Origin of the sequence: Paracraurococcus lichenis (assembly GCF_030657435.1) — a bacterium.
GTDB lineage: Bacteria > Pseudomonadota > Alphaproteobacteria > Acetobacterales > Acetobacteraceae > Paracraurococcus > Paracraurococcus lichenis.
In genome coordinates, this window is the sequence record NZ_JAUTWS010000001.1 from 205,877 (window position 1) to 227,881 (window position 22,005).

Consider the following 22,005-nt stretch of genomic DNA (forward strand, 5'->3'; position numbering starts at 1 on the left):
CGCCCGCCGGGTCCCCTCCCCGGCAGCGCCCGCGGCAGGGACACCGGGGCATCGCGTCGGCGTCGCCGGGCCGCCGGCGGCGGCCCCCGGCCTCACGCGTCCAGGCTGCCCAGCGCCTGGGCGAGGTCGGCGATCAGGTCGTCCGGGTTCTCGATCCCGATCGAGAGGCGGATCAGCCCGTCCGTCACGCCGATCCGCGCCCGGACCTCTTCCGGCACGCCGGAATGGGTGGTGGAGGCCGGGTGGCTCGCCAGGCTCTCCGTGCCGCCCAGGCTGACCGCCAGCTTGAAGATCCGCAGCGCGTTCAGCACGCGGAAGGCCTCCGCCTGGCCGCCCGCGAGCGCGATGCTGAAGGTCGAGCCGGGGCCGCTGCACTGCGCCTCATAGACCCGCCGCGCCGGGCCGCCCTCCGGCAGGTGGTTCAGGGCATGGACCGTGGCGATGCGCGGATGGCGCTCGAGGAACTCCGCCACCAGTTCGGCGTTGCGGGCCGCCGCGCGCATGCGGAGCGAGAGCGTCTCCAGCGACCGCCCCAGCATCCAGCAGGAGTGCGGGTCGAGCTGCGTGCCGATGGCGCCCCGCAGCAGCCGGATGGCGCGGAGCTGCGCCCGGCTGCCGACCGCGGCCCCGGCGACCAGGTCGCTGTGCCCGCCCACATATTTGGTGAGCGAGTAGAGCACGACATCGACGCCATGCCGCAGCGGCTGCTGGAAGACCGGCCCCAGCATGGTGTTGTCGCAGGCGATGAAGGGACGGTGGCCCTGCACCTGCCCTATCCGGTCGGCGGCGGCGCGCACGGCGGCGAGGTCCACCAGCGTGTTCAGTGGATTGGAGGGCGTCTCCACCAGCACCAGGCTGACCCTTCCCTTGTCCATAGCGCGCTGCGCCGCGGCCTCGATCGCCTCCGGATTGCTGCCATCGTGGAAGCCCTCCGCGGCGATGCCGAAATCGCGGAAGGTCTTCGCCAGCAGCGTCTCCGTCCCGCCATAGAGCGGCTGGCTGTGGAGGATGGCGTCGCCCGGGCGGGCATGCGCCATGATCGTCGTGGCGATGGCCGCCATGCCGCTGCTGAAGAGCAGCGCCGTCTCCGCCCCGTCCCAGAGCGAGAGCCGGTCCTCCACGATCTCGCTGTTCGGGTGGTTGAATCGGGAATAGACGAGGCCGGCGCCGCCCTCTGGCGCCTCCTTCCGCCCGGCGACCACGTCGAAATAGTCGCGGCCCTCCTCGGCCGAGCGGAAGACGAAGGTGGAGGTCAGGAAGACCGGCGGCTTCACCGAGCCCTCCGACAGGGCGGGGTCGTAGCCATAGCCGAGCATCAGCGTCTCCGGGCTCAGCCGGTGGTTCCCGATGGTGGTGTGGTGGCTGCGGTCCTTCGCCATGGCGCGTCTCCGGATGCCTGCGCTGCGACGCCCGGCCGCGGACCTCCCGGTGTCCGCCGCCGGGCATCAGGCGCGCAGGGCCGGTCTGGCGGCTGCGCGCCGACGGATCATCATGCCGTCCGGCATGAGCATGCCCAACGCACCGGTCCCGCCGGCGTCACGGCGTCATGACATCAGCGCCAGGCCTCCAGGATCTCCGCCGCCGTCGCCGTCTCCACCTGCTGGCCGTAGCGTTCCCGATACAGCGTCAGCAGCGCGTCATGCGTGGTGTCGGAGGAGGAGCAGAGCGCATCCGTCGGCACCACCACGCGGTAGCCGCGATCGACCGCGCCGAGCACGGCGGCGAGCACGCAGACATCCGTCTCGGCGCCGCTGACCACCAGCGTGTCGATGCGCCGCCGCTGCAGCCTCTCCTGCAGGTCGGTGCCGACCCAGGGGCTGTAGACCGTCTTGTCCAGCAGCTCCGCCGGCGGCACCAGCCGTCGCAGCGGCGGCAGGAGCTCGATCGCCTCCGGCGGCAGCGCCTCCAGCGTCATGCTCGACCAGCGCTCCCAGTAGCGGCGCCAGGTGCCCTCGCCCTGGCCGGGGCGCTCGGCCGGGATGAAGCGGGTGAAGATGGTGCGCTGCGGCCAGGCGCTGGCGATGCGCTCGACCACCGGCAGCACCCGTTCCAACCAGGGCGTGTGCCAGTCCGTCCGGCAGAACAGGTTCTGCATGTCGACGCAGAGATGGACGCAGCTCTCCGTCAGCCCACCATTCTGCAAACCCTGTCCCGCCATCCCGGCCGCTCCCCTGGTCTTCCCGGGGCAACGGCCGAGCGCGGCGCGGGATGCTCAGCCCTCCGGCACGTTCCGCCGCAGCTCCTCCAGCCAGGCGCGGGCATTGCCGTCGGACGGCGCGCGCCAGTCGCCGCGCGGGGAGAGCGAGCCGCCGGCGGCGACCTTCGGGCCGTTCGGCATGGCGCTGCGCTTGAACTGGCTGAAGCCGAAGAAGCGCTGCAGGAAGACCTCCAGCCAGTGCCGGATGTCCTTCAGCGGGAAGGCGCCGCGCTTCTCCGCGGGGAAATGCGGCGGCCAGGTGCCGCGCGCCGCATCGCCCCAGGCCCGCCAGCAGAGGAAGGCGATCTTGGATGGGCGGAAGCCGTAGCGGAGCGTGTAGTAGAGGTGGAAGTCCTGCAGCGCATAGGGGCCGACCTTGGCCTCGGTGCTCTGGATCTCCTGGCCCTCGGTCGCCGGGATCAGCTCCGGCGAGATCTCGGTGGCGAGGATCGACTCCAGCACCTCGCCCACCTCGTCCGAGAACTGGCCCGAATGGATCACCCAGCGGATCAGGTGCTGGATCAGCGTCTTCGGCACGCCGGCATTGACGTTGTAGTGCGACATCTGGTCGCCGACGCCATAGGTGCACCAGCCGAGCGCGAGCTCCGAGAGGTCCCCGGTGCCGAGCACGATGCCGTCGACGGAATTGGCGGCGCGGAACAGGTAGTCCGTGCGCAGCCCGGCCTGCACGTTCTCGAAGGTGATGTCGTAGACCGGCTCGCCGCGGGAGAAGGGGTGGCCGAGATCGGCCAGCATCTGCCGGGCGGCCGGGCGGATATCCAGCTCATGCGCGGTGACGCCGAGGGCGGCCATCAGCCGATGGGCATTGCCCTTGGTGCCTTCCGAGGTGCCGAAGCCCGGCATGGTATAGGCGACGATATCGGTGCGCGGCTTGCCCAGCAGGTCCATCGCCTTGGCGGCGACGATCAGCGCCTGGGTCGAATCGAGGCCGCCCGAGACGCCGATGACGATGCGCCTGATCCGCGCCGCCTCCAGCCGCTGGGTCAGGCCGGCGACCTGGATGTTGTAGGCCTCGTAGCAGTCCTGCGCGAGCCGCTCGGGGTTGGCCGGCACGAAGGGGAAGCGCTCGAGCGGGCGGAGCAGGCCGAGATCGGCATCCGGCGGCTCCAGCCGGAAGGGCACATGGCGCATGGCCTGGGCGGCCGGCGTGTTGCGGCGGTTGTCGTCGAAGGTGCCCTGCCGCATGCGCTCCTGCCGCAGCAGGTCGAGGTCCACGTCGGCGACCGCCATCTGGGCACCGCGCGGGAAGCGCCCGGTCTCGGCCAGCAGGGCGCCGTTCTCCCAGATCTCCGCCTGGCCGTCCCAGGAGACCTCGGTGGTGGATTCGCCGGCGCCGGCGGCAGTGTAGACATAGGCGGCGAGGCAGCGGGCGGATTGCGACTGGCAGAGCATCCGCCGCGTCTCGGCCTTGCCGATGGTGATCGGGCTGCCGCTGATGTTGAGCAGCACCGTCGCGCCGGCCAGCGCCGCGGCCGAACTCGGCGGGATCGGCACCCAGAAATCCTCGCAGATCTCGGTATGGATCACGAGGCCGGGCAGGTCCTCCGCCGCGAAGAGCAGGTTGGCGCCCCAGGGCGCCTGCTCGCCGGCGAAGCGGATCTCGCCGGGCGGGATCGAGTCGCCGGGCGCGACCTGGCGCTTCTCGTAGAACTCGCGGTAGGTCGGCAGGTAGGTCTTCGGCACCACGCCGAGCAGCCGGCCCCGATGGATCACCAGGGCGGTGTTGTAGACCCGCCCGGCATGCCGCAGCGGCGCGCCCACGACCAGCACCGGCCGCAAGGCGCGGGAGGCGTCGAAGAGGGTCGCCGTCGCCGACTCCACCGCGTCGAGCAGCGCATCCTGCAGCAGCAGGTCCTCGATCGAGTAGCCGGAGAGGGCGAGTTCCGGGAAGGCCGCCACCGCGGCGCCCCGGGCGTCGCACTCATGCGCGACCCGGAGGATCTCGGCGGCATTCGCCGCCGGGTCCGCGAGCGCCGTGCGGATGGTGCAGGCGGCGATGCGGGCGAAGCCGTGGCGGTAGAGGGACTCGAAGCGCATCGGGGGCCCGATCCTGGAGTTGCTGGGAGGGCGATATGAGGATGGGAGCGGTCGGCCCGGGGACAGGGTCCTCCCACCCGCGATTCAGGGATCCGCTGGTGTCTCCTGTGCGCCGGCGCACCCCCCGACCAGGAAAGGCGGGGAGGGGCCGATAATTTCCTTGCACTTTCACCCGGACGCCCTAATTTGTGCGTCGCAGCAAGGCGGTTCGCCGCATGCTGCCTTTCTTGGACGTTTCCTCCCTAAACTCGGCGGCACCTCCGGTGCCGCCTTTTTTTTCGTCCGCGCGAACAGGCGCGCGGAACCTCGCACGATCCTGCGAAGCGGTAAAGCCGCACCCGGCGCGATCGCGAGCACACCGCATCGCCTTGGCGTCCCGGTCACGTATCGCCGCAATCGATGCGCGCCTCCAATGTAATACTGGCGTGAGTTACGCGACTTGCTGATCGGCAATACCTGGACACATCGCCGCCGGCCCGACTAGAGAACGTGCCGAGGACGGTGCCGGTCGGGTAATGTGCTCAAGATGTTGTGAGATCAGGAAGCGCCCGGGACGGCGGTCCAGGCGGTCATAGATGGGCTCGACTTGGCGTCCAGGACTTCCGAACAGCACGCGTGCCGGCGGGAGGCCATTCTTGCACGGTGCAAGTCTTCCGCGGCGCAAGGCCAGGCTGGCCAGTCGGGCCTGCCCCCGCGGGTGAAACGCGCCGCCCCGATCCGGCATCCCCTGTGCCCGACGACCCGCCTGGCGGAGACATCGCAATGGACATGACGCTGCCGCCGGTCGACGCCTCCGACCAACACCGGATGGACCTGGCCCTGCGGGGTCTCGCGATCGGTCCCGAAGTGGACTGGATGCCCGATCCGCAGCCGCCGGCCGTCTGGCATGAGCACCTTCCCTTCGCCTTCTGGCTGGTCCGCGCGCTGCGGCCGCGCAGCATCCTCGAGCTCGGGGCGCCGGCCGGCATCCCCTATGCGGTGTTCTGCCAGGCCGTGGAACGTCTCGGCCTGCCGACCCGCTGCTACGCGCTCGGCCGGGGCGGCGATGCGACCGGCCGGTTGCGCGACGCGGCGCCCCGCCCGGATGCGCCGGGGCCGGGCGGCCACGGCTTCTCCACCCTGATCCAGCTTGCGCCGGAGGAGGCGCGGGCGCAGTTCGAGCCGGGCGAACTCGACCTCCTGCATCTCGGCGGCCTGCGGGACGAGGAGGGCGCGGCCGCAGCCTTCCGCACCTGGCGCGACGCCCTGTCCGACCGCGGCGTCGTCCTGTTCGACGACACCAACCTGCGGGAGCGCCGCTTCGGCGTCTGGCGGCTGTGGCGCGAATTGCGCGCCGCGCATCCGCATTTCGAATTCCTGCACGGCCAGGGCCTTGGCGTGCTCGGGCTCGGCACGGCGCTGCCGGAGCCGCTGCGGCGCCTCTTCGCGGCCAGCGCCGAGGCGGAGGACGCCTTCGCCATCCGTCGCTTCTTCGCCGCGCGCGGCGCGGCCGTGCGCGACCGCCTGCAATTGCGGGCCCTGCAGGCGCGCTGGGCGGAGGCCGAGGAGACCGCCTTCGCCGATCGCGGGGCCGCCCTGGCGGAGCGCGACGAGGCGCGCGGCCGGGCCGACCGCGCCGCCGCGGAGCGCGACCGGTTCGCCGCCGAATGCGCCGCGCTGCGGTCGGAACGCGATGCCATGCAGGGCGAGATGCGGCATGCCAGGGCGCTGCAGGATGCGATGCTCCGCTCCACCTCCTGGCGGATCACCAGGCCGATGCGCATCGCCATCGGCCTGGCGCGACGGGAGCCGGCCTATGTCGCCCGCCTGAAGCATGCGCTCGGCCGCGCCGCGCCCGTCGCGGGCGCCCTGCCGGCGCCGGCGGTCCCGCTGCTGGAGGCCCTGCTGCCCGGCACCGCTGCCGCGGCACCCGATGCGCTCGCCTATGTCGCGGCAAAGCTGCCCGCGCCCATGGTCACCTTCCCCGAGACCGCCGCGCCGCGCCGCCTGACCCTGGTGACGGACAGCATCAATGCCGGGCACCTCTTCGGCGGCGTCGGCACCGCCGTCGTGCTGGCGGCGCTGCTGGCGCGGCGGATGGCGGTGCCGCTGCGCGTCGTCACCCGCACCGAGGCGCCGGAGCCGCGCAATTTCGGCACGGTGCTGGCCGCGCACGGCATCCGCCACGACGCCAATGTCGAGTTCCTGCATGGCGGCAATGGCCGCGGCGTCCCGATGGGGGCGGAAGACCTGGTGCTGACCACCTCCTGGTGGAGCACCTGGGCGGCATTGCGCGCCGTGCGGCCAGACCGCATCCTCTACCTGCTGCAGGAGGATGAGCGGATGTTCTATCCCGCGGGCGACGAGCAATTGCGCTGCCGCGAGGTGCTGGACGACACCCGCGTCCGCTTCATCGTCAATACCGCCGCGCTGCGCGACCACCTCATCGCCGAGGGCGTGCGCGGCGTCGCGCATGACAGCGTGGCCTTCGAGCCGGCCTTCCCCGAGAGGATCTACCACCGGGAGCGCCAGCCGGCGCGCGAGAAGCGCCGCTTCTTCTTCTATGCCAGGCCGAACAACGACCGGAACCTCTTCCTGCGCGGGCTGGAGGCGGTCTCGGCGGCCATCGAGCAGGGCGTGCTGCCGGCACGCGAGTGGAGCTACCACTTTGTCGGCAAGGACGTGCCGCGCATCCTGCTGCCCGGCGGCATCGAGCCGGAGGTGTCGCAGAACCTGCCCTGGGCCTCCTATGCCGCCCTGATCCGCAGCATCGATGTCGGCCTCTCCCTCATGTTCACCCCGCATCCGAGCTACCCGCCGCTCGACCTCGCGGCGAGCGGCGCGGTGGTGGTGACCAACCGCTTCGGGCCGAAGGTCACGCTCGACCAGTACTGCCGCAACATCCTCTGCGCCGAGTCCTCCGTCGAGGCGCTGGTCGCGGCGCTCGGCGAAGCGGCGAGGCTGGCGCGTGACGAGCCGCAGCGCGAGGCGAACTTCAAGGCCGCGCGCATCGACCGCGACTGGGAGGCCGCCTTCGCCCCCGTTCTCGACCACCTCACCGCCTGAGCACCGAGCGATGTTCCCGAACGGCCCGGGCCCCTTCCGCTACAGCGACCCCTGGGCGCAGAGCCTGGCCTCGCGGCTGGCTGCCCTGGCGACCGGCGCGCCGCGCGTGGCCTATTTCTACGAGCGGCCGGACACCAGCACCTTCCGCTACCGCTGCTTCAACATGATCGAGGCCCTGGGCCTCGCCGAGCCCTCCGTCGGCGCCGCCTGGTTCAGCGGGGAGGACCTGGCCTATGCCGACCACATCATCGACCGGGCCGATACCATCGTCATCTGCCGCGTGCGCTACACGCCGGCCATCGGGCGGCTGATCGCGATGGCGAAGTCCCGCGGCCGGCGCGTGCTGTTCGACGTGGACGACCTCATCTTCGACACGCGCTTCACCCATATGGTGATGGACACGCTCGACTCGAACACGGCCGAGAACGATCTCGACTTCTGGTTCGGCGTCATGGCGCGGATCGGGGAAACCCTCCGGCTCTGCGACGGCGCCATATTGACCAACGAATACCTGGCGCAGCGGGTGACCGATTTCTCGGGCCTGCCGACCTGGATCGTGCCGAATTTCCTGAACGGCCTGCAGCTCGACGCCTCGGCCCGGATCGTGGAGCGCAAGCGTGCCTCAGGCTGGCGGCGGGACGGGCGCATCCATCTCGGCTACTTCTCCGGAACCCCCTCCCACAACCGGGACTTCGCCATCATCGCCGACACGCTGGCCGAGCTGCTGCAGCGCGACCGGCGGCTGGTGCTGCGGATCGTCGGCTTCCTCGAGCCGCGCGGCCGGCTCGCCGGCATGGCCGACCGGATCGACCGCTTCCCGCTGCAGGACTTCCTGAACCTGCAGCGCCTGATCGGCGAGGTGGAGCTGAACCTGGTGCCGCTGCAGGATAATACCTTCACCAACTGCAAGTCCGAGCTGAAGGTCTTCGAGGCCGGGATCGTCGGCACCCTTAGCGTCGCCTCGCCCGGCTTCACCCTGAAGCGTGCCGTCACGGAAGGCGAGACCGGCTGGATCGCCCCGGCGCATCGCTGGGAGGAGGTGCTGCTGGAGGCGATCGAGGCGCTGCCCGACTACCCGCGCATGGGCGAGGCGGCGATCGCCGCGGCCGAGGAACGCTACGCGCCGGCGCGCCAGGCGAAGGCGATCATGGCCGCGGTCTTCGGCGGCTGAGCCGGGGAAGGCAAGCGGATGTCGCATCGCAACACGCGGCTGCTGGCCGGGCTCGGCCGCGATGACGAGCTGATCGAGATCGGTCCCAGCTTCAACCCCGTGGCGCCGAAAGCCGAGGGCTGGCGCGTCACCATCGTCGATCATGCGAGCCAGCAGGACCTCGTCACGAAATATGCGGGCGGCGCGGTCGACACCGCGCGCATCGAGCCGGTGGACGTGGTCTGGACAGGCGGCTCCTTGCCGGAGGCGGTGCCGGAGGAGCTGCATGGCCGCTTCGCCGCGCTGATCGCCTGCCACGTGATCGAGCATCTCCCGGACTTCCTCGGCTTCCTGCGCTCGGCCGAGACGTTGCTGGACCCCGGGCGCGGCGCCCTGCTGCTGGCCGTGCCGGACAAGCGTTTCTGCTTCGACTTCTTCCGCCCACCCTCCACCACCGGGCAGTTCCTGGCGGCGCATCGGGCCGGCCGCCGCCTGCACACGCCCGCCGCCATGTTCGACCATGTCGCCTATAGCGCCACCGATGCCGGCCAGGCCGGCTGGAGCGCGCGGCAGCTCACCGGCCTGCGGCTGGAGCACCGGCTGGACCAGGCGATGGCGGAGATGGAGGGCGCGGAAGCCGCGAAGGACTATACCGACTGCCATGGCTGGCAATTCACCCCGGCGAGCTTCGAGCTGGCGGTGCTGGAGTTCGGCGCCCTCGGCCTGACGGACTGGCGCGTCGAGTGGCTGGAGCCGCAGCCCGCGGTGGAGTTCCTGGTGCGCCTGGTGCGGGGGCGGGAGAGCTTCGCCAATGCCGGGGCGCGGGAGGCGCGGCGGCTGGAACTGCTGAAGCGCCTCGTGCTGGAACTGCGCGACCAGGCCGACCGGCTGCTCGGCCATGAGCCGCCGCCCTGGGCCGAGGCGCGGTTCGGCGCACTGGAGGCGGCGCTGCGGCAGGCGCAGGACAGCCAGGCCACCCGCATCGCCGCCGAGATCGAAGCGGCGCGGCAGGTGCAGGACAGCCAGGCCGCCCGCATCGCCGCCGAGATCGAGGCGACGCGGGCGGCGCTGGCGCCGATGCGCGGCGCGCTGGAGGAACTCCGCCCGGTCGGCGCCGCCATGGCGGCCATGCTGCCGGTGCGCCGCGCCATCGCCCGGCTGCGCGGCCGCGGCTGAGGCGGGCCTGGCCCGCCCCGCATGGACATCCGCCCCGGATCGCGCTTGGCTGGCCCGGTGATCAGGGCCGGCCACCGGGCGCGGTGCCGGTCCCATGACGCGGGGAATCCCGCGCAATACGGAGGACGTCCATGGACCGAGCCGCCTGCTGGGCCGGGGCGCGCCGATGAGCGCCGCCACCCTCGCCAGCCTGTTCCGTGCCCGCTCGGTCGCGCTGGTGGGCGCGACCGACCGTTCCATCTGGTCCACCGCCGCCTTCGCCAATTTCGAGCGGCTGGGCTTCACCGGGCGCGTCCATCCCGTCAGCCGCAAGGGCGGCCTGGTGCACGGCCTGCCCGCCGCGGCCTCCTGCGCCGCCATCGGCGAGCCGGTGGACGCCGCCCTGCTGATGGTGCCGGAAGGCGCCATTGCCGAGGCCTTCGCCGACCTCAATGCCGCCGGCATCCGCAATGCCGTGGTGCTCACCTCCGGCTTCGCCGAGATCGGCGAGGCGGGCGCGCGCAAGCAGGAGGCGCTGCTGGCCGCGGCGCGGGCGGAGGGCGTGACGCTGCTCGGCCCCAACTGCCTCGGCTTCATCAACTATGCCGACCGGGTGCCGATCTGGACCACCCAGCCGCCCCTGCCGGTCATCCCGGGCGGCGCCATCGGCATCGTCTCGCAGAGCGGCGCGACGGCGGGGTTCCTCGCCGCCTTCGCGCAGCGGCAGGGCATCGGCCTCTCCTACCAGGTCTCCACCGGCAACGAGGCCGACGTGAACGTCGCCCGCGTGGTGGACTTCCTGGTCGATGACCCCGCAACCAAGGTCATCGGCCTGTTCCTCGAGACCGTGCACGACGCGCCGCTGCTGGCCGAGGCGGCGCGGCGGGCGCTGGCAGCCGACAAGCCGATCGTCGCGATCAAGATCGGCGCCAGCGAGACGGCGGCCCGCGCGGCCGAGGCGCATACCGGATCGCTCGTCGGCGACGACCGGGTGTTCGAGGCGGTGTGCCGGCAACTCGGCATCCTCCGCGTCTCCTGCATCGAGGACCTGGTCTTCACCGCCGGGCTGCTGGCCAAGGTCGGGCATCTCCGCGACCGGCGGCTCGGCCTCGTCTCCATCTCCGGCGGCATCTGCGAAATGGCGGCCGACCATGCGGAGGCCAACGGCATCGCCGTGCCGCGGCTGGCGGAGGGGACGAAGACAGCCCTCAAAGACATCCTCCCCGCCTTCGGCACCGCCAACAACCCGCTGGACGTGACCGGCGGCGCCATGCTCGACCCCGCGCTCTTCGCCCGCAGCCTGCCCGCCTTCGCCGCCGATCCCGCGGTGGGGCTGGTCGCCTGCTTCATGGACGTGCCCGACACGCCGGAGGAGATCGCGGGCTATCGCGGCACCATCGTCCGCCAGATCGGCGAGGGCTTCCGCGCCGCCGGCAAGCCCGCGGTCATGCTGAGCGTCATGGCGCGGCCGGTAACGGAGGCCGGCCGGGCGCTGCTGGAGGAGACGGGGATCGCCTATCTCGGCAGCGGCGTGCTGCATGGCCTCGGCGCCCTCGGCCGCGCCGTCGCCTGGGCGGAGCGGCAGGAGCGCGGCCTGCCCGCGCGCGCCGCGCCGCCCGCGCCGGCGACGGAGCGACCGCGCAGCGAGCATGCGACGCTCGATTATCTCGAGTCCCGCGGCGTCCCTGTCGTGCCGATGCGCCTGGCCCGCAGCGCCGAGGAGGCGGTGACCGCGGCGCGGGAGCTGCGCGGGCCTGCGGTGCTGAAGATCGCCTCGCCCGACATCGCCCATAAATCCGATATCGGCGGCGTGCTGCTGAACCTCTCGGGGGAGGAAGCGGTTGCCGCCGGCTTCGAGCGCATCATGAGCGCGGTGCGCCTGGCGAAGCCGCAGGCGACGATCGACGGCGTGCTGGTCGCGCCCATGCGGGCGCAGGAGGGCGTCGAGCTCTTCGTCGGCGTGCTGCGCGACCCGCTCTGGGGACCGGCCATCGCGGTCGGATTGGGCGGCATCTGGGTGGAGGCGCTGCGCGACACTGCCATCCGCCTGCTGCCGGTCGCACCCGCCGAGGTGCTGGAGATGTTCTCCGAATTGCGCGGCGCGAAGCTGCTGGACGGCTACCGCGGCATGCCGGGGATCGACCGGCAGGCGGCCGCGGAGGCCGTCGCGCGCATCGGCGACGCCGCGCTGGCGCTCGGCCCCGCGCTCGCCTCGCTGGAGGTGAACCCGCTGCGCGCGACGGCGGAGGGCGCCGAGGCGCTGGACGCGCTCGCGCTGTTCGAGGAGGAGGGCTGATGGAGGCCGACCGCATCCCCGTCATCATCGGTGCCGGCGAGGTCACGGAGCGCCCCGCCGACCTGCTGCAGGCGCATGAGCCCGCGGCGCTGATGGCCGAGGCGCTGCAGCGCGCCGCCGAGGATGCCGGCGCGCCCGACCTGCTGCCGGCACTCGACAGCCTCGACATCGTCAACTCCGTCTCCTGGCCCTATGGCGACCTGCCATCGGCGCTGGCGGGCTTCCTGGGCTTCCGGCCGCGCCGGCTGGTCTATGGCCCGGTCGGCGGCGAGAGCCCGGTGCGGCACCTGCACGAGGCCGCCAACCGCATCGCCCGCGGCGAGAGCGCGGTCGCGGCGGTGGTCGGCGCCGAGGCGACGCATGCCGTGGCGCAGGCGCAGAAGCAGGGCGTGACGCTGCCCTGGACGCCGCCCGACCCGAACTGGACGCGCACGCGCGGGCGCGACTTCCTGCATCCGCTCTCGGTGCGGCTCGGCGTCGCCGACCCCGTCTCGGTCTATCCCTTCTACGAGAATGCGGTGGAGGCCTTCCTCGGCCAGACGCCGGCGGAGGGGCAGGCGGAATCGGCGGCGCTGTGGTCGCGCTTCTCCGCCGTCGCGGCGCGCAATCCGGCGGCCTGGCTGAAGCGCGAGTATTCGCCTGACGAGATCGGCACGCCCGGCCCTGCCAACCGCCCGATCGCCTACCCCTATACCAAGCTGCAGGTCGCCAATCCCATGGTGAACCAGGGCGGCGCCATCCTGCTGACGAGCCTGGCGCGCGCCCGCGCCGCCGGTGTGCCGGAGGAGCGGATGGTGCATCTCTGGGGCGGCGCCGCGGCGGTGGAGCCGCGCGACTACCTCAACCGCGACCACTACCACGAGAGCCACGCGCAGAACGCCGTGCTGGATGCCTGCGCCCGGATCGCGGAGGACGAGGGCGCGGCGTTCGAGACCTGCGAGCTCTATTCCTGCTTCCCCTGCGTGCCGAAGATGGCGGCGCGGCGGCTCGGCCTGCCGCGCGGCATGGCGCCGACCACGACCGGCGGCCTGACCTTCTTCGGCGCGCCGCTCAACAACTACATGACGCATGCGGCGGCGGCGATGACGCGGGCGCTGCGGGAGAAGCCGGGCAGCGCCGCGCTGCTCTATGGCCAGGGCGAGTTCGTGACCAAGCATCATGCCGTGGTCCTGGCCAGCCGGCCGCCAGCGTCCTGGCGCCTGCCGCAGGACTACAGCGTGCAGGCCGAGGCGGATGGCCGCCGCGGCCCGGTGCCGGAGTTCGCCGAGGCGGCGGAGGGGGCCGCGACCGTCGAGACCTTCACCGTCCTGCACGACCGAGACGGCGCACCGCACCATGGCGTGGTCATCCTGCGCACCGCGGACGGCCGTCGCACGCTCGGCCGCGTGCCGGGGACGGAGGCCGGGACGATCGCACTGCTGAAGCGCCCCGACCGCACGCCCATCGGCATGCCGGGCGTGCTGCGCCGCGCCGCGGATGGACTGCAGGACTGGAGCCCCGCATGACGACCGATGCCGTCCTCTTCGAGGTGGTGGAACCCCACATCGCCCTCGTCACCATCAACCGGCCGGAGGCGCGCAACGCCGTCAACGGCGCCGTCGCCGTGGGGCTGGAGGCGGCGGTGGAGCGGGTGGAGGCGGACCCGGACCTCTGGGCCGCGGTGCTGACCGGCGCCGGGCCACATGCCTTCTGCGCCGGCGCCGACCTGAAGGAGGTCTCGGCCGGCAACAGCCGCGCGCTGGCGACGGAGAAGGGCGGCTTCGGCGGCTTCGTCCGGGCGCCGCGCACGAAGCTCTGGATCGCCGCGGCGCAGGGCCATGCGCTGGCGGGCGGGCTCGAGCTGCTGCTGGCCTGCGACCTGGCGGTCGCGGCGGAGACGGCCAATCTCGGCCTGCCGGAAGTGAAGCGCAGCCTGGTCGCGGGCGCGGGCGGCGTGTTCCGCCTGCCGCGCGCGCTGCCCAAGGCTATCGCGCTGCAGATGATCGCGACCGGCGAGCCGATCCCGGCCGCGCGCGCCGCGCAGTTCGGGCTGGTGAATGCGGCGGTGCCGGCGGAGCAGGTCGTGCCGACCGCGCTCGACCTCGCCCGCCGCGTCTGTGCCAATGCGCCGGTCGCGGTGCGGGAGAGCCTGGGCGTGGCCCGCCGCGCCGCCGACCTGCCGGAGGCCGAGCTCTGCCGGCTGAGCGGCGAGGCGAGCGGGCGCGTGCGCGCGACCGAGGACTTCAAGGAGGGCCCGCGCGCCTTCGTCGAGAAGCGCGCGCCGCGCTGGACCGGTCGCTGACTCATGGGATCCAAGGGCCTTGAGCCCTTGGCGGTTGGGGTCCGGGGAAGGCAGCGCCTTCCCCGGGATGCTGGAGACGGTGGAATGGCAGGCAAGCTGGACGGCAAGGTCGCCCTGGTTTCGGGTTCGGGTCGCGGCATCGGGCGGCAGATCGCGCTCAAGCTCGCGTCCGAGGGCGCGCGCGTCGTGGTCAACGACCTCGATGACGGCCCGGGCGCGGAGACGGTGGCCGAGATCAAGGCGCTGGGTGCCGAGGCTATCGCCTGCAACGGCGACGTGACGAAGGAGGGCTTCGCGGAGCGCTTCGTGCAGGCCGGCATCGACACCTGGGGCGGGCTCGACATCATCGTCAACAATGCCGGCTATACCTGGGACAACGTCATCCAGAAGATGACGGACGAGCAGTGGCACGCCATCCTCGACGTCCACCTGACGGCGCCCTTCCGCATCATGCGCGCGGCGTCGCGCTTCATCCGCGAAGCGGCACGGCGGGAGCAGGAGGAGGGCCGCGAGGTCTTCCGCAAGGTGGTGAACATCTCCTCCACCTCCGGCGTCTTCGGCAATGCCGGCCAGGCGAACTACTCCACCGCCAAGGCGGGCATCCAGGGCCTGACGCGCGCCATGGCGAAGGAATGGGGGCGCTACAAGGTCAACGTGAATGCCGTCGCCTTCGGCCTGATCATGACGCGGCTGACCGAGGCGCCGGCGCATGGGGGCGCGACCATCGACATCTCGGGGCGGGAGATCCCGGTCGGCGTGCGGCCGGAGGTGCTGCAGACCGCGGAGAAGCTGATCCCGCTCGGCCGCGGCGGACGGCCGGAGGAGGCGGCGGGGTCCGTCTTCCTCTTCTGCATCCCGGAATCGAACTACGTGACGGGGCAGACCCTGGTGGTCAGCGGCGGGCGGCCGTAGCGGCGCCCCTGGACCTGCGGCGGCGGGCGGGGGAGGGTGCCGCGACGCAGCAACGGATCGATGCATGGACCAGCCTCTCCCGCCCTCCGCCGACGTGCCGGAGGGTTTCGTGCCCGCGACCCATGGCGGCCCCTATGCCCGCGAGTTGGGGCCGTTCTGGTCGCGCCGGGCGGAGGACCACACCGCGCTCGGCGTGCGGGTCGCGCACCGGCACAGCAATTCCATGGGCGGCGCGCATGGCGGCTTCATTGCGACCCTCGCCGACCTGGCGCTGGTGCATGCGGTTGCTGTCGCGCGGGAGAAGGCCGGGCTGCCGCGCGCCGCGCTGGCGACGGTGACGCTCTCGGTCGACTACCTGGGCCGGCCGCGGGAGGGATGCTGGCTGGAGGTGCAGGCGCGGGTGACGCGCCTCGGCCGCAGCATGGCCTTCGCCGAGGGCAGCATGCTGGCGGATGGGAAACCGGTGGCGCGGGTCAGCGCCGTCTTCGCCATGCAGGAGAGAAAGTAGGACCTAAACGGGACAGGGTGGTGGGCGCACAAGGACTCGAACCTTGGACCCGCTGATTAAGAGTCAGCTGCTCTACCAACTGAGCTATGCGCCCCCTGTCCACGGTGGCCGCCTGAGGTTGCCGCCGCGTCCGGGAGGCGCGTTTTAGCGCCCGTCGCCGCTTTGTCCACCCCCTAAATGCCGCTTTTCGTCACGGTGCTTGCCGCCCGCCCGCCGGGGCGCCAGAGAAGCTGGGCCGAGCAGGGGAGCACCACCGCATGACCAGCACGAGCGGCAACGGCAGGCCCAGCGCATGACCGCCGTCCCGAATTTCGCTTCGCTCGCCTTTCCTCAGCCGACGCGGGAGAGCCTGGCCACGGATCGCGCGGCGGTGGATGCGCTGCTCGATGCCGGCGACCTTCCCGCCGCGCTCGCCGCCTGGGACGGCCAGCGGCGCGTCCATGACAGTTGGTCGGCGCTGGTGCATCTCCGCTTCGCGCAGGACACGACGGACGCGGCCGCCGGCGCCGCCCGCGAATACGCCGATGCCCTGGCGCCGGTCGCGGCGGAGCACGAGACCGCGCTGAAGCGCCGCCTGCTCGCCTGGTCAGACCGCGCGGCGCTGGAGGCCGCGGTCGGCGGCTTCACCGTGCGGCTGTGGGAGATGGACGTCACCACCTTCGAGCCGGCGATCGCCGCCGACCTCGAGGAGGAGAGCCGCCTCGGCGCGCGCTACACCGCGCTGCTCGCCGGGGCGAAGCTGCGGGTGAAGGGGCAGGAGGTGAACCTCTCCGGCCTCGCGCCCTTCGCCGAGGACCCGGACCGCGCGACGCGGCACGAGGCGGAGGCGCAGCGCTGGGCCTTCTTCGCGGCGAACGGCGCCGAGCTCGACGGCCTCTACGACGAGCTCGTCCGGCTGCGGCACGGCATGGCGCGCAAGCTGGGCTATGAGAGCTACACGCCGCTCGGCTACCGCCGCATGCGCCGCACCGATTACGGGCCCGAGGATGTCGCCCGCTACCGCGCGGAGGTCCTGGCGCATGTCGTGCCGCTGGTCGCGCGCCTGCTGGAGCGGCGGCGGCAGCGCCAGGGCTGGGACAGGTTGCGCTTCTGGGACGAGGCGCTGGTCGACCCGCTCGGCAACCCGAAGCCCGTCGGCGACCACGATACGCTCTGCGCCGCGGCGCGCACCATGTTCGACCGGATGGACCCGCGCCTCGGCAGCTTCTGGCGGCTGCTGGAGGAGGGCGGCTTCACCGACCTGAAGAACCGGCCGGGCAAGTCCGGCGGCGGCTTCTGCACCAGCTTCCCGAGCGTCGGCGCGCCCTTCATCTTCGCCAATTTCAACGGCACCCACAACGACATCGGCGTCTTCACGCATGAGATGGGGCATGCCTTCCAGAACTGGGAAAGCCGCGGCCTGCCCGGCATCGACCTGCTCTGGCCGACCATGGAGGCGGCCGAGATCCACTCCATGTCGCTGGAATTCCTGACCCATCCGCAGATTGGCCTGCTGGTCGGCGAGGCGGCGGCGGAGCGCTTCCGCCGCATGCATCTCGAGACCTCGCTCGCCTTCCTGCCTTATGGCGTCTGCGTCGACCATTTCCAGCACGAGGTCTATGCCAACCCCGAGGCGACGCCGGCGGAGCGGCACGCGATCTGGCAGCGGCTGGAACGCCTCTACATGCCCTGGACCGACTACGGCGACCTCGCCTGGCCGGCCAAGGGCGGGCGCTGGCAGGCCAAGCCGCACATCTACCGCTCGCCCTTCTACTACATCGACTATACCCTCGCCCTGTGCTGCGCCCTGCAGTTCTGGGTGCGGTCGCGGCGCGATCCGCAGGGCGCGCTGGCCGATTATGTCGCGCTCTGCGGCCGCGGCGGCTCCATGCCCTTCACGCAGCTCGTCGCCTCGGCGGGCCTCGCCAGCCCCTTCGCGCCCGGCGCGCTGGAAGCGGTGGTGAAGGAGGCCGAGGCGGCGCTCGCCGACTGACGCGGCCCGATGACCGAAGGGCCGGATGGCCCGGAGGTCTGAATCGGCCCGCCCGACATGCAATGCGGCCCGATGACCGAAGGGCTGGAAGGCCCGGAGGTCTGAGCGGCCCGCCCGACATGCAAGGCGCCGTGGTCAGGTGAGGAAGGCGCCGCCATTCACGTGGATCGTCTGGCCGGTGACGTAGCCGCCCTCCGGCCCGGCCAGCAGCCGCACCACCTCGGCGATCTCCTCCGGCTGGCCCTTCCGGGCCAGCGGGATGCCGCTGCCGAGGAGCTGCCGCGGCAGCGCACCGGCCGAGGCGCCGCGCTGCGTATCGATGGTGCCGGGCGCGACGCAGTTGCAGCGGATGCCATGCGGCGCAAGCTCGACCGCGAGGGCGCGCATCAGCCCCTCCAGCCCCGCCTTGCTGGCCGAGACATGCGCGCGCTGCGGCGTGCCGAGATGCGTCGAGATGCCGGACAGTGCGACGACGGCCCCGCCGCCGCGCGCGACCATCTGCGGCGCGACGGCCCTCGCCAGCAGGAAGGCGCCGTCGAGCGCGACCGAGAGGATCTCGCGCCACTCGGCGAAGCCCATCTCGAGGAAGGGCGTCTGCCGCCGCAGCCCGGCATTGCAGACGGCGATGTCCACCCCGCCGAGTTCCGCCGCGACCGAGTCCGCCATGCGCGCGACCGCCTCCGCATCCGCGACATCGGCCATGCGGGCGATGGCGCGGCCGCCGAGGGCGGCGATCTCCGCCACCACGCCATCCACTGCGGCGCGGTCGGCGCGGCCGTTCACCACCACCGTCGCCCCGTCCCGCGCCAGGCGCAGCGCGATGGCGCGGCCGATATTCTTCCCCGCGCCGGTCACCAGCGCGACCTTGCCATCCAGGCTGCCTGCCATCCTCTCCCCCCAACCCTTCGTCGCGGCGATGGTCGCCGGGCGGCGGCGGGAAGGCAACGTGCCGCGCCGCGGCCGTCCGGCTCACTCCCGGTCGGGATAGTCCCGTCCGGGCCGCGGCTTGTAGGCGGGCAGGGACCAGCCGCGGGCGATCGCCACGGCACGGATGGCGAAGGCGACGGCCATGCCGGCCAGCAGCGCCGGGTCCCGCCAGGTGCCGTTGACCCGCAGCGCGACGAAGGCCGCCGCGCCGGCCAGCGCCGCCAGCGCATAGATCTCCTTGCGCAGCAGCAGCGGGACCTCGTTGCAGATGACGTCGCGGGCGACGCCGCCGAAGGTGGCGGTGACGACGCCGAGCAGCACCGCCGCCCAGGGCCGCGCCCCCGCCAGCAGCGCGATCTCCGCCCCGAGCACGGCGTAGAGCGCGAGGCCGACCGCATCGGCCCAGAGCAGCGCCTTGAAGCGGCTCTCGACCCGGTGGGCGGTGAAGAAGACCAGGATGGCGACGCTGCTGGCGACCGCCAGCCAGGTCGGGTCCCGCAGCCAGAAGGGCGGGGTGCGGCCCAGCAGCAGGTCCCGCACCGTGCCGCCGCCGAAGCCGGTGACGGCCGCGATCAGCACGAAGCCCACCGCATCCATCCGCTTGCGGGAGGCGACCAGCGCGCCGGAGGCGGCGAAGACCGCGATGCCGGCGATGTCCAGCCAGCGCAGCAGGGCGTCGAGCGCCAGCACGCCCGGACGCCCCGCGCCCGGGCTATTCGGCCGGCACCGCCTGGGACGCCCGTGCCGTCCTGGCCGAGCGGTCCGCTGCCCCTCGGGCGGAGCCGGCGCAGAGCAGCGAGAGGCCGAGGAAGCCGGCGACCACCGGCAGCACCAGCCAGGGATAGCCCATGTCGATGAGGAAGCCGAGCGGCACGGGCGTTATGGCGGAGCCGAGCGGCAGGCCGGCGGAGACGAAGCCGAAGACCTTGCCGATCTGCCCCGGCGGGCAGGCATCCTTCAGCATGACGTCGCGCGGGGTGCGGGAGGTGCCGAGCGCAAGCCCGCCCAGCAGCGCGACCATGGGCAGCGCGACCTCCGGCAGCGGCACCATGCCGAGGACCAGCAGCAGCGCCATGGCGACGATGGTCAGCACCGTCACCATGCCGAGTAGGTTGCGCTTGCTCTTGTCCGCGATCCAGCCGCCGATGAGGGTGCCGCCGGTCGCGCCCACCATGTAGCCGGTCAGCGCCGTGGAGGCCGCCAGCACCGGCGTGCCCCAGAGCTTGCCGAGCACCGTCACCAGCCAGGCCTGCACGCCGGAGCCGGCCATGGAGCTCAGCAGGAAGAAGGCGAAGAAGAGCAGCATCGGCCGGCTCAGCAGCAGCTCCCGCCCGCCGGGCCCGGCTTCCTTCTGCTTCGGCTTGGACTGGTCGTGCAGCACCCGGCTCTGCAGCAGGATGGCGGCGACCACCGGCACGCCGAGCAGGCCGACGGTCAGCAATGCATGCCGCCAGTCCATCAGGGTCAGCAGCAGGGCGATCACCGGCGGCGCCAGCGCAAAGCCGAGGTTACCCGTAAAAGTGTGCAGCGCGAAGGCGCGGCCCATGAAGCCCTTGCTGATCGAGCCCGCCATGATGGCGTAGTCGGCGGGGTGGATGACGCTGTTGCCGATGCCCGAGAGCACGGCGAGCGGCAGGATCACCCAGAAGCTCGGCGCGAAGGCCATGGCGGAGACGGAGAGCGCCATCAGCAGCGTGCCGCCGACCAGGAAGGGCCGGGCGCCCCAGCGGTCCACCCAGAAGCCGACGGGCGTCTGCAGGACGGCGGTGGTCGCGCTCATCAGGGCGACCGAGAGGCCGAGGGTGGCGTAGGAGACGCCGAATTCCTGCCGCCAGGTCAGGAAGAGCGGCGCGAGGCAGAGCATGTAGAAATGCGAGAGGAAATGACCGGTGCCGATCAGCGCGCAGATGCGGGCGTCGCGGCCGGTGGACTGCTCGGGCGGCATGCCGGGCGGGTCTCCGGGATTGCGAAGCGGGCAAACTGCGCCCCGGGGCCGCCAGGGTCAATGCGCGCGTGGTTCATGTGTTCCGGGCGCGGCCGGGGAGGGGGATCAGGCGGGCGGCGGCGGGTACCAGCCGTCGGCAAGGACCTCGCGGTCCAGGTCGAAATAGGGTTCGGACGGGTCGGGCAGCCAGGCCAGGGCCGCGCGGGCGTCGAAACCGTCGATCACGAGCTCCTCGCCGAACTGCCGCGCGGCTGGTGCCCAGATCCCGGCGGCGATCGCGGCGCGCGCGGCCCTCAGGGAGGGATTGTCGCGGAGCAGCTTTGCCAGCCTGGTCCTGAACGCCGCGATCTCCTTCTGCCAGGCCCGCCGCGCGGCCTGGTCCGGATGGCAGCGCAGCTTCAGCAGGTGGAGGACGACGAGTTCGATATGGCTCTCGATGGCGCCACGCTCGGACCGGCCCAAGCTGTCGATCTCCTCGGCGAGGTTGGCAATGTCGAGCGCATTCGGCCGCAGCGCCTCCGGCCAGGCGCGCAGCAGCGCCGCCTGGGCCTGGGTCCAGGCGTAGAAGTCATGTTCGTGGAGATCGGCGGCCTCGGACATGGCGGCAGGATAGGGCGTGCCGGCGGCGGTTGCCACGCTCAGGCCGCGGCGGCCAAGCCGGGATCGGCCAGGCTTTCCTGCAGGAAGCGTACCAGCGGACCGGCCAGCGGGTTCTGCCCCCCGGCATCGCCGAAGAGGCACATCTCCACCGTGCCGAGCGGCGGCAGGCCCGGCACCTCGACGAGCCCCGGCGGCAGGCCGCTCCGCCCCAGCACCGTCAGCGCGAAGCCGGCCTGCGCCGCGGCGGCGACACCGAGCAGGCTGGCCGAGGCATAGACGACCTCGAAGGCCAGCCCGGCGCGGGCCAGCGCCGCCAGCGCCCGGTCGCGGAACATGCAGCCCGGCGGCAGCATGGCGAGCGGCAGGGGCCGCCCCTCCGGCGCCTGCCAGTCGGGCGCCGCCACCCAGACCACGCTCTCCGTCCAGATCGGCCGGCCCTCCGTCTCGCCGTCGCGGCGCTTGCCCAGCACCAGGTCCAGCGCGCCCCGCTCCTGCGCCGCACGCAGCTCGTGGCTGCGGCCGACCTCCACCTCCAGCCGCACCTCCGGCCAGGTGCGGGCGAAGCGGGCGAGGAGCGGGGCGAGGTTGCGCGGCACGAAATGATCGGCGACGCCGAGGCGGAAGCGCCCGGCGACCGGCGGCGCGACCAGCCGCCGCACCGCCTCGTCGTTCAGCGCCAGGATGCGGCGGGCATAGGCCAGCAGGGTCTCGCCGTCCCGCGTCAGGGCGATGCTGCGGCTGGTGCGCTCGAAGACCCGGCGCTGCAGCAGGTCCTCCAGCCGCTTCACCTTCAGGCTGACGGCGGACTGCGTCAGACCCAGTGCCTGGCCCGCGGCGGTGAAGCCGCCGCGCTCCGCCACCGTCACGAAGCCGCGGAGCAGGTCGAGATCGAGGTCGGGGATGCGCATGGCATGATGATCGGTCATGCCATGCGCCGTTTCAATGAGCGGCCTTCATGG

At 72.5% G+C, this 22,005-nt stretch carries 17 protein-coding genes and 1 tRNA gene; 9 read left to right on the top strand and 9 right to left on the bottom strand.

The features are described from left to right. Window positions 1-92: 92 nt before the first annotated feature. The 3 genes from Q7A36_RS00950 to Q7A36_RS00960 all read right to left on the bottom strand — a co-directional run bounded on the left by Q7A36_RS00950 (window position 93) and on the right by Q7A36_RS00960 (window position 4,255). The gene (locus Q7A36_RS00950; RefSeq protein WP_305101760.1) at window positions 93-1,379 is read right to left on the bottom strand and encodes a cystathionine gamma-synthase family protein; all 1,287 of its coding nucleotides are present in this window, start codon (window positions 1,377-1,379) and stop codon (window positions 93-95) included. A 173-nt stretch (window positions 1,380-1,552) separates the two neighbouring features. Further along, window positions 1,553-2,158 (bottom strand): cysteine hydrolase family protein, encoded by a 606-nt coding sequence (locus tag Q7A36_RS00955; protein WP_305101761.1) that lies wholly within the window; start codon window positions 2,156-2,158, stop codon window positions 1,553-1,555. Between the two features lie 54 nt (window positions 2,159-2,212). Next, window positions 2,213-4,255, bottom strand: a complete 2,043-nt coding sequence (locus Q7A36_RS00960; protein ID WP_305101762.1) for an NAD(+) synthase — start codon at window positions 4,253-4,255, stop codon at window positions 2,213-2,215. A 762-nt stretch (window positions 4,256-5,017) separates the two neighbouring features. On the opposite strand from Q7A36_RS00960, the gene Q7A36_RS00965 reads away from it, so the two are divergent. The 8 genes from Q7A36_RS00965 (at window position 5,018) to Q7A36_RS01000 (ending at window position 15,602) form a co-directional block, all read left to right on the top strand. Further along, on the top strand, window positions 5,018-7,300 hold the full coding sequence (locus Q7A36_RS00965; RefSeq protein ID WP_305101763.1) for a rhamnosyltransferase WsaF family glycosyltransferase: 2,283 nt from the start codon (window positions 5,018-5,020) through the stop codon (window positions 7,298-7,300). A gap of 10 nt (window positions 7,301-7,310) precedes the next feature. Next, entirely contained in the window at window positions 7,311-8,471 is a 1,161-nt protein-coding gene (locus Q7A36_RS00970; RefSeq protein WP_305101764.1) for a glycosyltransferase family protein, read from the top strand. A gap of 18 nt (window positions 8,472-8,489) precedes the next feature. Then, window positions 8,490-9,626, top strand: a complete 1,137-nt coding sequence (locus tag Q7A36_RS00975; RefSeq protein ID WP_305101765.1) for a methyltransferase domain-containing protein — start codon at window positions 8,490-8,492, stop codon at window positions 9,624-9,626. Window positions 9,627-9,792: 166 nt separating this feature from the next. After that, the gene (locus Q7A36_RS00980; RefSeq protein ID WP_305101766.1) at window positions 9,793-11,901 is read left to right on the top strand and encodes an acetate--CoA ligase family protein; all 2,109 of its coding nucleotides are present in this window, start codon (window positions 9,793-9,795) and stop codon (window positions 11,899-11,901) included. After that, on the top strand, window positions 11,901-13,406 hold the full coding sequence (locus Q7A36_RS00985) for an acetyl-CoA acetyltransferase (protein WP_305101767.1): 1,506 nt from the start codon (window positions 11,901-11,903) through the stop codon (window positions 13,404-13,406). The genes Q7A36_RS00980 and Q7A36_RS00985 overlap by 1 nt, the downstream gene beginning before the upstream one ends. Next, window positions 13,403-14,182 (top strand): enoyl-CoA hydratase-related protein, encoded by a 780-nt coding sequence (locus tag Q7A36_RS00990; RefSeq protein WP_305101768.1) that lies wholly within the window; start codon window positions 13,403-13,405, stop codon window positions 14,180-14,182. The genes Q7A36_RS00985 and Q7A36_RS00990 overlap by 4 nt, the downstream gene beginning before the upstream one ends. Before the next feature lie 84 nt (window positions 14,183-14,266). Then, entirely contained in the window at window positions 14,267-15,094 is an 828-nt protein-coding gene (locus Q7A36_RS00995; RefSeq protein ID WP_305101769.1) for an SDR family NAD(P)-dependent oxidoreductase, read from the top strand. A 64-nt stretch (window positions 15,095-15,158) separates the two neighbouring features. Next, window positions 15,159-15,602 carry a PaaI family thioesterase gene (locus Q7A36_RS01000; protein ID WP_305101770.1) on the top strand — a complete coding sequence of 148 codons (444 nt, stop codon included), beginning with the start codon at window positions 15,159-15,161 and terminating at the stop codon, window positions 15,600-15,602. A gap of 18 nt (window positions 15,603-15,620) precedes the next feature. Here the strand turns inward: Q7A36_RS01000 and Q7A36_RS01005 are convergent. After that, a tRNA-Lys gene (locus tag Q7A36_RS01005) sits at window positions 15,621-15,696 on the bottom strand. Between the two features lie 198 nt (window positions 15,697-15,894). Here Q7A36_RS01005 and Q7A36_RS01010 point away from each other — a divergent pair. Then, window positions 15,895-17,574: a M3 family oligoendopeptidase gene (locus Q7A36_RS01010; RefSeq protein WP_305101771.1), complete on the top strand. Its 1,680-nt coding sequence runs from the start codon at window positions 15,895-15,897 to the stop codon at window positions 17,572-17,574. 135 nt (window positions 17,575-17,709) lie between these two features. Here the strand turns inward: Q7A36_RS01010 and Q7A36_RS01015 are convergent, their stop codons facing one another. The 5 genes from Q7A36_RS01015 to Q7A36_RS01035 all read right to left on the bottom strand — a co-directional run bounded on the left by Q7A36_RS01015 (window position 17,710) and on the right by Q7A36_RS01035 (window position 21,972). Next, window positions 17,710-18,462 (bottom strand): SDR family NAD(P)-dependent oxidoreductase, encoded by a 753-nt coding sequence (locus tag Q7A36_RS01015; protein ID WP_305101772.1) that lies wholly within the window; start codon window positions 18,460-18,462, stop codon window positions 17,710-17,712. 81 nt (window positions 18,463-18,543) lie between these two features. Beyond that, window positions 18,544-19,191 (bottom strand): trimeric intracellular cation channel family protein, encoded by a 648-nt coding sequence (locus Q7A36_RS01020; RefSeq protein WP_305101773.1) that lies wholly within the window; start codon window positions 19,189-19,191, stop codon window positions 18,544-18,546. A gap of 22 nt (window positions 19,192-19,213) precedes the next feature. After that, complete coding sequence (locus Q7A36_RS01025; RefSeq protein WP_305101774.1) at window positions 19,214-20,446, bottom strand: MFS transporter; 1,233 nt, start codon at window positions 20,444-20,446, stop codon at window positions 19,214-19,216. Window positions 20,447-20,551: 105 nt separating this feature from the next. After that, entirely contained in the window at window positions 20,552-21,082 is a 531-nt protein-coding gene (locus Q7A36_RS01030) for a DUF29 domain-containing protein (protein WP_305101775.1), read from the bottom strand. 2 nt (window positions 21,083-21,084) lie between these two features. After that, the gene (locus Q7A36_RS01035) at window positions 21,085-21,972 is read right to left on the bottom strand and encodes a LysR family transcriptional regulator (protein ID WP_305101776.1); all 888 of its coding nucleotides are present in this window, start codon (window positions 21,970-21,972) and stop codon (window positions 21,085-21,087) included. Window positions 21,973-22,005: the final 33 nt, after the last annotated feature.